11 protein-coding genes are annotated in these 11,608 nt (G+C 66.9%); 3 read left to right on the top strand and 8 right to left on the bottom strand.

The window, feature by feature from the left end:
* Window positions 1-15: 15 nt before the first annotated feature.
* Genes E3T31_RS16290 through E3T31_RS16260 form a run of 7 tightly spaced genes read right to left on the bottom strand, consistent with a single transcriptional unit; the run spans window position 16 to window position 7,646 of the window.
* A complete protein-coding gene (locus E3T31_RS16290) occupies window positions 16-936 on the bottom strand; it encodes an ABC transporter permease (protein ID WP_134470291.1) in 921 nt (306 codons plus the stop codon).
* Entirely contained in the window at window positions 926-1,711 is a 786-nt protein-coding gene (locus E3T31_RS16285) for an ABC transporter ATP-binding protein (protein ID WP_134470289.1), read from the bottom strand. The genes E3T31_RS16290 and E3T31_RS16285 overlap by 11 nt, the downstream gene beginning before the upstream one ends.
* The gene (locus E3T31_RS16280; protein ID WP_134470287.1) at window positions 1,708-3,135 is read right to left on the bottom strand and encodes a sulfate adenylyltransferase subunit 1; all 1,428 of its coding nucleotides are present in this window, start codon (window positions 3,133-3,135) and stop codon (window positions 1,708-1,710) included. The genes E3T31_RS16285 and E3T31_RS16280 overlap by 4 nt, the downstream gene beginning before the upstream one ends.
* A 2-nt stretch (window positions 3,136-3,137) precedes the next feature.
* Window positions 3,138-4,199, bottom strand: coding sequence for an ABC transporter substrate-binding protein (locus E3T31_RS16275; protein WP_134470285.1), 1,062 nt, complete (start codon window positions 4,197-4,199; stop codon window positions 3,138-3,140).
* Window positions 4,199-5,110: a sulfate adenylyltransferase subunit CysD gene (gene cysD, locus E3T31_RS16270; protein ID WP_241978054.1), complete on the bottom strand. Its 912-nt coding sequence runs from the start codon at window positions 5,108-5,110 to the stop codon at window positions 4,199-4,201. Before cysD ends, E3T31_RS16275 begins: the two co-directional genes overlap by 1 nt.
* A complete protein-coding gene (locus tag E3T31_RS16265; protein WP_134470281.1) occupies window positions 5,107-5,892 on the bottom strand; it encodes a phosphoadenylyl-sulfate reductase in 786 nt (261 codons plus the stop codon). The genes cysD and E3T31_RS16265 overlap by 4 nt, the downstream gene beginning before the upstream one ends.
* Entirely contained in the window at window positions 5,889-7,646 is a 1,758-nt protein-coding gene (locus tag E3T31_RS16260; RefSeq protein WP_370304630.1) for a nitrite/sulfite reductase, read from the bottom strand. Before E3T31_RS16260 ends, E3T31_RS16265 begins: the two co-directional genes overlap by 4 nt.
* Window positions 7,647-7,947: 301 nt before the next feature.
* On the opposite strand from E3T31_RS16260, the gene ftsY reads away from it, so the two are divergent.
* Window positions 7,948-8,823 (top strand): signal recognition particle-docking protein FtsY, encoded by an 876-nt coding sequence (ftsY, locus tag E3T31_RS16255; RefSeq protein WP_104132582.1) that lies wholly within the window; start codon window positions 7,948-7,950, stop codon window positions 8,821-8,823.
* 22 nt (window positions 8,824-8,845) lie between these two features.
* The gene (locus E3T31_RS16250) at window positions 8,846-9,349 is read left to right on the top strand and encodes a DUF2004 domain-containing protein (RefSeq protein WP_134442455.1); all 504 of its coding nucleotides are present in this window, start codon (window positions 8,846-8,848) and stop codon (window positions 9,347-9,349) included.
* A 119-nt stretch (window positions 9,350-9,468) separates the two neighbouring features.
* Here E3T31_RS16250 and E3T31_RS16245 read toward each other — a convergent pair whose 3' ends face one another.
* Window positions 9,469-10,944, bottom strand: coding sequence for an MFS transporter (locus E3T31_RS16245; RefSeq protein ID WP_134470279.1), 1,476 nt, complete (start codon window positions 10,942-10,944; stop codon window positions 9,469-9,471).
* A 44-nt stretch (window positions 10,945-10,988) separates the two neighbouring features.
* Here E3T31_RS16245 and E3T31_RS16240 point away from each other — a divergent pair, with 44 nt between their 5' ends.
* Window positions 10,989-11,603, top strand: coding sequence for a TetR family transcriptional regulator (locus E3T31_RS16240; RefSeq protein ID WP_166788540.1), 615 nt, complete (start codon window positions 10,989-10,991; stop codon window positions 11,601-11,603).
* The last annotated feature ends 5 nt before the right edge of the window (window positions 11,604-11,608 follow it).

Here is an 11,608-nt window from a genome sequence, read left to right as displayed (position 1 = left end):
GTGGATGCGGGCTGGTCAGCGCAGGCCAGCGGCCATCAGTCCGCGGCGGCGCAGCAGGCGACGCTCGATCGGGGCGAAGATCACGAGTTCCACCAGGACACCGACGAACAAAATCACCAGGATCGTTGCGAGCACCCCGGAGAGGTCAGCGAGCACGCGGCTCTGGTCGAGCATCGAACCGAGGCCGAAGCCGATCGTTCCGCCCGTGGTGATGATCTCGGCCGCCATCAGGGAGCGCCAGGCGAAGGCCCAGCCCTGTTTGAGCCCGGAGAAATAGCCTGGCAGAGCGGCCGGCAACACCACGAGGGTGGCCATCTCGAAGCGCGAGGCGCCGAGTACCGTGCCGACGCGGCGCAGCTGCGGTGGAATCTGGTCGACGCCCGAGACCAGCCCGTTGGCGATCGAGGGCACAGCACCCATCAGGATGACGAAGTACACGGTGGCGTCGGTGAGGCCGAACCACATGATCGCGGCCGGCACCCAGGCAACGGAGGGGAGCACCTGCAGGCCGGACAGGAGCGGCCCGACGGCGCGTCGCACCGGGCGGCATTCGGCGAGCAGCAGCCCGATCGGCGTGCCGATGGCGACGGCGACGAGGAATCCGAGCCCGCCGCGTTCGAGGCTTGTCGTCACGGCGAGCTGCAGGCGGTCGCTGTTCCAGGCGCTGGCTAAAGCGCCGAACACGTCGAGCGGGCCGGGAATCAGATCGGGCCGCGGTTTGGCGATGAGAATGTAGATCTGCCAGGCCACCACGAGGCCGATGAGCAGCAAAATCGGCGGTACGACACCGTCGAGGGTGCGGCGAAAGGCGCCGCGAGGCGTTTCGGGAACGGCCTGCAGCGAATCCAAACCGGCTTCGAGACGGCGCAGTTCGTCGTGGCTCGGGTCGTTGGTCGCTCCGCCACGAATGGTGTCGGTTCGAGCGTCAAGCGGCATTGCGGCGGATCTCCTCTCGCAGCTGGTCAGTGATTTCGTCACCGAGGCGGGCGACCTCGGGGGACTCGATCCGGCGGGAGCCGGTGTCGGTGATGGTCCACTCGTTCACGATACGGCCGGGGCGGGAGGACATCAGCAGAATGCGCTGTCCCAGCCGGGCCGCCTCCCGCACGTTGTGCGTGACGAACACGATCGTGCGACCGGTCTGGCGCCAGACCCGTTCGAGTTCCTCGTGCAGCAGATCGCGGGTGATGGCGTCGAGCGCGGCAAAGGGTTCGTCCATCAGCAGCACCTTGCGATCCTGCGCGAGCGACCGGGCCAGGGCGACCCGCTGCCGCATGCCGCCGGAGAGTTCGTGCGGGCGCTTGTCGGCGGCATCGGCGAGGTTGACCAGGTCGAGCAGTTCGAGGGCATCCGCACGGCGGTCCTTGCGCGGAACCCCGCGCAGTTTCAGGGCCAGCTCCACGTTGCGGCCGGCGGTCAGCCACGGAAACAGCGCTGCGTCCTGGAACATGACGGCGGCCTTGCCACTCACCACAGTGACGGCGCCCTCGGTGGGTTTCTCCAGGCCGGCAATGATGTTGAGCAGTGTGGACTTTCCGCATCCGCTTGCCCCGAGCAGGCAGACGAACTGGCCGGCTTCGATCGACAGGTTGATGTCGTCGAGCACGAGCGGTCCGGTGCCGTAGCGCTTGCCGAGGCCGTCAATCGTGATCGCGACCGGTTCGAGCGCGGTCGGGGCCGGGGCGACAGACACGCTGGTCAGGGAGGTCACGGCGACACGTCCGACCCGGCACCCGAGCCGTCGCCGGCGCGGGTGGGCTCGCCCGGCGCGGTGACGATACCGGCGGCCAGGGTTGCGCCGTCCTGCGGGTGAATGACGAGGAACGCCCCGGAGCGACGATTCTGCGCATAGCGTTCCACCGGCAGATCGCGCGACAAACGGATGCTGGCCTGCCCGATATCGTTCACGACCAGGCTGGTGGCGGGTTCGACGCCGAGGGTCGTGAGGTCGAGGCGGCCGGTGACCTCGCTAATCAGGGCCTGCACGACGGTCGTGCCGAACTTCAGGAGCACGCGGGCTCCCGGTGCGAGCGGACGCGGGTCGAGCCAGAACAAATCGGCTTCGAGGGTTCGGGTGACCGGGGGCAGGGTGCCTGCGGCCGCGATGACGGCGCCGCGGGCGATGTCGAGGTCGTCGGCCAGGCGCAGCGCGATCGACTGGGGCGCGAAGGCCTCGTCGAGCTGCACTCCGGCGAAGTCGATACCGGTGACGGTGCTGGTGCCGCCGCCGGGCTCGACGCTCACCATGTCGCCGACCTTGATGCTGCCGCTCGCGACCTGCCCGGCGTAGGCCCGGTAATCGCGGTAGGAATCGGCCAGTTCCGGGGAGACGACGACCGCGCCCTGCGGCCGCAACACGAGCTGAACCGGCAGGCGGAACGCCTCGGTGGCGCGCCCGGACTCGTCGAGGTCGTCGATCACGGTGAGGGTTTCGAGCAGTTCGAGCAGGCTCGGACCGGCATACCAGGGGGTGCGCTCGGAGCGGTCGACGACGTTGTCGCCGACCAGGGCCGACACGGGAATGACGTGGACCTCCGCACGCGAGTCGGAACCGAGGCCGAGTTCGGCGGTGACCATGCGAACGCTCGCCTCCACCTCACGGAAGGAGGCCTCGTTGTAATCGAGGAGGTCGATCTTGTTGACCGCGACGATTACGTGCGGCACGCGCAGCAGGGCAACAACGCTGAGGTGCCGGCGGGTCTGCTCGAGCACGCCCTTGCGGGCGTCGATGAGCATGATGACGGCATCCGCTGTGGTGGCGCCGGTGACCATGTTGCGGGTGTACTGCACGTGGCCGGGGCAGTCGGCGAGAATGAACGAGCGGGCGGGAGTCGCGAAGTAGCGGTAGGCCACGTCGATGGTGATGCCCTGTTCGCGTTCGGCGCGCAGGCCGTCGGTCAGCAGGGCGAAGTCGATGCCACCGCTCTCGCCGCCGAAGCCACGCTCGGTGGAAGTGCGGGTGACGGCTTCGAGCTGGTCGGCGAGGATCGCCTTCGAGTCGTGTAGCAGTCGACCGACCAGGGTGGACTTGCCGTCGTCGACCGAACCGGCCGTCGCGAAGCGGAACAGGGTGCCTTCGACGGCGGCGACGGCGGCTTCTTCGGTTTTCGCTTGGGTGTCAATGGTGAGGGTCATGGTTATTCCGTTCCCAATCCGCCGGCCGAGACCGGGACTTCAGAGCGCTCAGCCAGTACGGCGTTGAGCAGTGCCACGTTGAACAGGCCGTCGAGGCCGCCGTCCTTGCCGATGCCGGCCTTGACCGCCTCCGCGAGCGAGACCGGAAAGGTCGAGGCCAGCGGGTCGACGTTGAACTTCACTTCGGTCAGGGCTCGGGCCAGAACGTCGTCGGCGAGGGCCTTGCCGGTGTCGGCTTTGAGCTTCGCGTTGATGGCGGTGGCAGCATCCGCCGGATTCTGGGTGAGCCAATCAACGGCGCTGACGTGTCCCTCGAGCAGGGCGCTCACAGTGGCGGGATGTTCCTCGAGAAAACCCTTGCGCACGAGCAGCACGGTGGTCGGAAAGTCGCCGTTGTCCCACAGATCGGCTTCATTGACGAGAACGTGGCCGCCGGCCTCGAGCACGAGTCGGGAGACCCAGGGCTCTGGTAGCCACGCGCCGTCGATCTTGCCGCTTTGGAACAGGGTCAGGGTCTGCGCGTTCTCGGTCGGTGACACGTTGACGTCACCACCGCCGGTCGTGCTGGTTTTATAACCCTCATCGCCGAGCCAGGAGCGCAGGGCGACATCCTGGGTATTGCCGAGCTGCGGGGTGGCGAGGAGGGTGCCGGCCAGGTCGGCAGGGCTGTCAATGCCGTCGCGCACGACGAGCGCGGCACCGCCGCTGGCCGCGCCGGCCACGATGATGGCCGACTGGCCTGAGCTCTGGATGAAGGTGTTCACGGCCGGGCTCGGCCCGATGTAGGCGGCGTCGATGGCGCCGGCGCTGAGGGCTTCAACGGCGGCCGGACCGGCGTTGAAGATCTGGGTGCTGAGCTTCGTGTCACCGAGGGCGTCTTCGAAGAATCCGTCCTGCAGCCCGATCAGCGCGGCGGCGTGGGTGACGTTGTCGAAGTAGCCCAGGCGCAGTTCGGCGGCGGGTCCCTGGTCGGTGGCGGGCGCGGTGCTGACCGAGGTTGCGCATCCGCTCAAAAGCAGGACGGTTCCGAGCATGAGTGCGCCCAAACGTAGTGAGGTCTTCATTAGAAATATCCTTCCTTTTTGCGGTCTTCCATGGCGGCCTCTGAAATGCGGTCGTCGGCGCGGGTTGCGCCTCGTTCTGTGATGGTGGAAACGCCCACTTCGCGCACGACATCGGCGACGGATGCTGCGGTCGAGTCGACCGCACCGGTGCAGCTCATATCACCCACCGTGCGGTACCGAACCGTGCGCGTTTCGACGGTTTCGTCGGCACGGGGCAGGCTGACCGGGCTGACCGAGCGCCACATATTGTCGCGGCGGTAGACCTCACGCTCGTGGGCGTAGTAAAGCGGGGGCAGCTCGATGTTTTCGCGTTCGATGTAGCGCCAGACGTTGAGTTCGGTCCAGTTGCTGATCGGGAAGGCGCGCACGTGCTGGCCGACGGTGTGGCGGCCGTTGTAGAGGTTCCACAGTTCGGGGCGCTGGTTGCGCGGGTCCCACTGGCCGAATTCGTCGCGCAGGGAGAGGATGCGCTCCTTGGCGCGGGCTTTGTCTTCGTCGCGGCGGGCGCCACCGAAGACAGCGTCGTGCCGGCCGGCGGCGATCGCGTCGAGCAGCGGGAGGGTCTGCAGCGGGTTGCGGGTGCCGTCGGCGCGCTCGGCCAGACGGCCGTCGGCGACGTAATCCGCGACCTTGGCGACCGTGAGGCGCACCCCGTGCGCTGCTACGGTCTTGTCGCGAAACTCCAGCACCTCGGGGAAGTTGTGGCCGGTGTCCACGTGCAGCAGCGAGAAGGGAATCTTGCCCGGCCAAAAGGCCTTCGCGGCGAGGTGCAGCACCACGACGGAGTCCTTGCCGCCGCTGAACATGAGCACGGGCCGCTCGAACTCGGCGACGACCTCACGAATGATGTGGATGGCTTCGCTCTCGAGCACGTCGAGTTCGGAAAGGCGGTGTGCCGTCGTGGTCGTCATAGGTGGAGCCCGCATTCTGTCTTCTCGAGGGTGGCCCAACGGCCGGAACGGGGATCGGCTCCCGCCGCGACGGGCTGGGTGCACGGGGCACAGCCGATGGAGGGGTAGCCCTGCGACAGGAGTACGTTCACCGGCACGTGATTCTCGGTGGCGTAATCCATCAGTTCGTCGTAGCTCCAGGCGGCGACCGGGTTGACCTTGACCAGGCCATTGCGTTCGTCCCAGGTGACCAGGGGCGTGTTGGCGCGGGTAGGGGCTTCGTCGCGGCGCACACCGGTGAACCACAGTTCATAGCCGCCGAGCGAACGCTGTAGCGGTTCGACCTTGCGCATGGCGCAGCAGGAGTTGGGGTCGCGGGCGAACAGTTCGGCGCCGTGCGCGGTATCCTGCTCGGGCACGGTGGTGAGCGGCAGTACGTCGACCACCGTCACCGGAAGGGCGGCGGCGACGGCGTCGCGGGTCTCGTAGGTTTCCTTGAAGTGGTAGCCGGTATCGAGAAAGAGTACGTCGACGTCGGGCAGTTGCTTCGACACGATCTCGGGGAGCACCGCGTCGGCCATGGAGCAGGCGACGGCCACGGAATCTGCGCCGAAATTACGGGCGACCCAGGCGACGACCTCCGCAGCGGTGGCCTCGCGGCCGTTGGCTGCCGCGGCCGCTTCGAGTTCGGCTGAGCCAGCTTCGGCGAGGGCGTGCAGTTCGGCGGCCGGTCGGCGCGGCGGCAGGTCACGGGCAACGGATGCCGCGGCCTGTTTGACCGCGTTCAAATTGATGGCGCTCATTTGAGGTCTTCCTCGTCGGCGCGGTGCGCCCACTGGGCAAAGGTTTCGTCGTCGGTGCGGGCGGCCAGAAAACGCAGCACGAGGCGCTCGACATAGTCGGCGAGGTTCTCGGCGGTTACCTTGAGGCCGCGCACGGTACGGCCGAGGCCGGCCTCGTCACGGTCAGCGGAGACCAGGCCGCCGCCGAGGTGCACCTGAAAGCCGGGGGTGGACCCGCCGTTGCCGTCGGGCAGCAGCTGGCCCTTGAGCCCGATGTCCGCAGTCTGAATGCGGGCGCAGGAGTTGGGGCATCCGTTCACGTGCAGGCTGATCGGGTGCGGGGCATCGATTCCGGCGAGCCGTTTCTCCAGCTCGAGGATGGCATCCGTTGCCGTCTGCTTGGTCTCGACGATGGCGAGCTTGCAGAATTCAATGCCGGTGCAGGCGATGGTCGAGCGGCGGAACAGGCTCGGGCGGGCCGACAGCCCGATCTCGTCGAGGGCCGCGATCAGGGGTTCGACGTGTTCTTCGGCGATGTCGAGCACGACGAGCTTCTGGTGCGGCGTGGTGCGCAGTCGGCTCGAACCGTGGGCTTCGAGCAGGTCGGCGACCCGGGTAAGGGTCTGACCGGAGATACGACCGACGAAGGGGGCCAGCCCGATGTAGAAGCGGCCGTCCTTCTGCTTGTGCACACCGATGTGGTCGCCCTGCGTCTTCGGGCGCGGTGCGGCGGGGCCGTCGGGCAGGGTATAACCGAGATACTCGTCTTCGAGAATACGACGGAACTTGTCGGTGCCCCACTCGGCGAGCAGAAACTTGAGGCGGGCCTTGCCGCGCAGGCGGCGGTAGCCGTAGTCCCGAAAGATGGAGACGACGCCGCGCCAAACCTCGGACACCTGGTCGGGAGCGACGAAGGCTCCGAGCCGTTCGGCCAGACGCGGGGTGGTGCTGAGCGCGCCGCCGACCCAGAGGTCGTAGCCGATGCCGAGTTCGGGGTGCTCCACGGCCACGAGGCCGATGTCGTTGATCTCGTGCACCACGTCCTGGCTGGGGTGACCGGTGATGGCGGTCTTGAACTTGCGCGGCAGGTTGGCGAATTCGTCGGTGCCGAGATATTTGCGGGCAAGCTCGTTGATCGACTCGGTCGGGTCGATGAGTTCGTCGGCGGCGATGCCGGCCACGGGGGAGCCGAGGAACACGCGCGGCACGTCGCCGCAGGCCTGGGTGGTTTCGAGGCCGACGGCTTCGAGGCGGCGCCAGATTTCGGGCATGTCCTCGATCTGGATCCAGTGCAGCTGAATGTTCTGGCGGTCGGTCAGGTCGGCGGTGTCGCGGCCGAAGTCGCGGGACACCTCACCAATCACGCGGGCCTGTTCGGTCGTGAGCTGGCCGCCGTCGATGCGCACGCGAAGCATGAAGTAGCGGTCTTCGAGCTCTTCCGGCTCCAGGGTGGCGGTCTTGCCGCCGTCGATGCCGGGCTTGCGCTGCGTGTAGAGTCCCCACCAGCGAAAACGGCCGTGCAGGTCGGTGCCGTCGATCGAGTCGAAGCCCTGCTTGGAATAGATCTGCTCGATGCGGCCGCGCACCGCGAGGCCATTGTCGACCTGTTTCCAGACCTCGTTGCCGTTGAGCGGTTCGGTGCCGTCGATCTTCCACTGGCCGTTCGGACGGGTGGATGGCCGCGGTGGGCGGGCTGCTGCCAGCTTGGTGGCTGCCGCGGGCGCGTTCTCGGTCCCGGTCGTGACGGTGGGCACCGTCTCGGTTTCGTTCGGCACGTCGGCTCCCTCGGTTTGCGGCGCCGCCCCGGTAGTTTTCGACCGGGACAACGTCGCCAACGCTACTGCGACCTAGGCACAATGTCGCAGTCGTAGGTCACGTGCTGTCACACACTGTCACGCAGCGTCACACAGACCGCCGGGTACTCGGCGCGCCTTCCGGGTAGTGGATGACGGCTGCGCCTGAGTGGTGTCGCGGACATCCGCTTGGATGGTGCCGCTCACCGGCCGTTGCTGCCACGGGGACAGGCTGGTGCCGCTCGCCGCGCGCAAGGCGGCGCCGCCCCCGTAGGCTAGGGACATGGCTGAACGCACCCCCTGGTCCCTCTCCGGCGCACTGCGCGGAATGTTCACGAAGAAGACCATCGACGCGCAGACCTGGGACGACCTCGAGGACGCCCTGCTGCAGGCCGATTTCGGCCCGAATATCACCGAGTCGGTCATCGCCGACCTGCGTGCCAAGGTCGCCAAGTACAACACGACCGACCCGGCCGATTTACAGCGGATGCTGCGCGAAGGAATTGAAGAGCGGCTGTCCGTTCTCGACTCCACCCTGACCCTCTCCGAACGGCCGGCCATCGTGCTCGTCGTCGGCGTCAATGGCGTCGGCAAGACCACCACGATCGGCAAATTCGCCAAGTTTCTGCAGACCTACGGTCGCAGCGTCGTGATCGGTGCGGCCGACACTTTTCGGGCGGGGGCGGTCGAGCAGCTGGCAACCTGGGCCGAACGAGCCGGGGCGCAGATCGTGAAGCCGCAGATGACCGGCCAGGATCCGGCCTCCGTCGCCTTTCAGACGGTCGAGAAGGCGAAGAACGAGGGCATCGAGATCGTGCTCATCGACACCGCCGGGCGATTGCAGACCAAGGGCGGACTGATGGACGAGCTGACCAAGATTCGCCGGGTCGTCGAAAAGCAGGGACCGATCGCCGAGGTGCTGCTCGTGCTCGACGCCACGACTGGTCAGAACGGGCTTGCCCAGGCCGAGGCGTTCATCGAGCACGCCGGGGTGACCGGTCTCGTGCTGACCAAACTTGACGGCTCAGCGCGTGGCGGCTTCGTGCTCGCCGTGCAGGAAAAGACCGGCATTCCGATCAAACTAGTTGGGCAGGGTGAGGGCATCAACGACCTCACCGGTTTCACCCCGCACGTGTTCGCACAAAAACTCGTCGGCTGATGAAGAATTTAAGAGGAGCACTATGAGCATCGAACACGATTTCTTCGGAATACTCGGCGACGAAGACGAGGGCGAGGTGTACTGGTCGGAGTCGGCTGAGCTCGGAGACCAGAGCGTCGAGATCGACCTCAGCTCGCCCGACGAAGATTCGGTCACCGCCGAAGCGCTCGATATCGCCGCGGCCATGATCGGGTCGATGGAGGACCTCGACTCCCAGGTGCGGGAATCCCTCGTCGCCGATCTGTCGGCCGAGGTCTCCGTGACCAGCCAATACATCGCCGAGCAGCTCGACGAAATGGACCAGGAAGCGATCGAAAACGCCATCATCTGGGATTCCGGCGACCAGCAGATTGACTTCCTGCGCTCGCTGCGCCTGCAGCGTATCGGCTTTCACCCGCACCGCGCCGGCAGCGAAGCGCACTTCGCGGTGCTCGAATACGCCATCAGCCCCGACGACACCGACGGCCTGCTCGTCGTGACAATCGACGTGCACGGCGACACCGTCCAGGTAGCCCTGGACAGCTGACCCATCATTTCCGGGCCCGGGCCCGGAAACCGGGCCCATGATCTATCGTGGGCCCGGTTCCTTAGGGTGGGCCCGGGTGAGCGCCGGCAGCCCCGAACCCGCTACCCGAGGTGTGCGGCCTAACCCGCGCCGAGCAGGTCTTCCTTGCGCGGGCGCACCAGGAAGAAGGCGATGGGCCCCGCCGCGAAGATAATGATGGCCGCCCACAGGAAGGCGGACTGGTATCCGCTCACGAGAGCGCCCAGCTGAACGGCTTCGGCGGGAACCTTGCCGATCAAGTACGAGCTCACGGCAGCGGTATACAGCGCGGTGAACAGCGCCGTTCCGAGCGATCCACCGATCTGCTGCATGGCGGTGACGGCCGCGCTCGCCGCACCGGCATCATGCTCGGCGATTCCCGACAGAGCCACGTTCTGCAGCGGCACGAAGATCATCGCGAGGCCGAGGCCGAGCAGGATGAGCCCCGGCAGCACCTCAAGCGCATAGTTGCCGCTCACCGTGATCTGAGTCATCCAGAGCAGCCCGGCCGCGCCGACGATCGGTCCGACGGTCATCGGAATGCGCACGCCGGTACGCGCCAGAAACTTCGACAGGACGCCAGCACCGATCATGATCGTCGCGGTCATCGGCAGTGAAGCCAGACCGGACTGAATCGGGGTGTAGCCCAGCACGATTTGAAAGTACAGGGTGAGAAAGAGGAGCCCGCCGAGCAGTCCAGCGCCCGACAGCAGCGCAGTGAGGAAGGCTCCGCCGCGTACCTTGTTGGCCATAATGCGCAACGGCAGCAGCGGATGATTCGACCGCTTTTCCACCAGCACGAACAGCACGAGCAACACCAGTCCGAGTGGGAGGAAGACGAGCACGGGCCAGCTGGCCCAGCCATTCTCGGCCTGCGCGAAGCCGAATACCAGGGATCCGAGGCCGAGTGCCACGAGAATAGTCCCCGGCACGTCATATCGGGTGTTGCCGTGTGCCTTGCTCTCGCGAACGACCGGGATGGCGGCCGCAATCGCCACGATGGCGATCGGCACGTTCACGTAGAGGCACCAGCGCCAGCTCGCGTACTCGGTGAGCACGCCGCCGAGGATGAGGCCGACCGCCGCGCCGCCGCCGGCGATCGCGCCGTAGACGGCGAAGGCTTTGATGCGGTCCTTGCCGCCGGGAAAATTGACCGTGAGCAGGGCGAGCGAGGCTGGCGCAAGCAGCGCGGCGAACAGGCCCTGCAGGCCGCGGGCGGCGAGTAGCTCCCAGGTGCTCTGGGCGGCGCCGCCGAGGGCCGAGGCAATGGCGAACCCGGCCATGCCCACGATGAAGGAGCGCTTGCGGCCCCAGAAGTCGGCAATACGCCCGCCGAGCAGCAGCAGCGCGCCGAACACAAGCGAGTACAGCGTGACGACCCAGGTGCGCTCGCCGTCGCTCATGCCGAGCGCGGTCTGCGCCTGGGGGAGCGCGATGTTCACGATGGTTCCGTCGAGTACGACGGTGAGCTGGGCGAGCGCCACGATGGCCAGCAGCAACCACTTTCGTGGGTGGGGCGCGGTGGCCGCCGACGCGGGCGGGGCAGAACTGGACTGGTTTGTGCTGATACCGGGCATAACACTGACTCTATCGTGCAAACCGAACGAACTAGTTCGTTTTTGTGAACTATAGTGAAAACATGGCACGCGACGGAGCAGACCCCCAGACCCGCATTCTCGAGGCGGCGCGCACCGAATTCGCCTTCTACGGCCTGGCCGGGGCCCGCATCGACCGCATCGCCAAGAGCGCCGCGGCGAGCAAGGAACGCCTCTACGCCTACTACTCCGACAAGCAGCAGCTGTTCCTCGAGGTGTTGGAGCTCAACCTGCGCGAGTTCGCGAGCGACGCCGTGCTCACCGACAACGACGTGCCGGCCTTCGCCGGAGCGCTGTTCGATCACGGAATGCTGCACGGTGACCACCTGCGCATGATCGACTGGGCGAGGCTCGAAACCGACGGCACCTGGCTGCCGGCCCTCGAGGTCATGCTCGGCTATCGAGACGAACAGGTGCGGCGCATCCGTCTGGCACAGACAGCCGGACGGGTCGACGCGACGTGGGATCCGGTGCAGCTCATGACGCTCATCTTCGGCATTGCCTCGGCCTGGGTGCATGAGCCCAGGGCGGTGCTCGCGCACGGCGGCCCTCCGGACGTGACGGCAATCGCGGTTCGCCGAGCCAACGTCGTTCGTGCGGTCGAGCGGCTGATTGCACCGAGTGTGGCGGCGCAGAACTGAGGCTC

The sequence above is a fragment of the Cryobacterium sp. TMS1-13-1 genome (assembly GCF_004403125.1).
In the GTDB taxonomy this organism is placed as follows: domain Bacteria; phylum Actinomycetota; class Actinomycetes; order Actinomycetales; family Microbacteriaceae; genus Cryobacterium; species Cryobacterium levicorallinum.
Note: the sequence above shows the minus strand (reverse complement) of the source record. Positions and strands in the feature narration are given on the sequence as shown.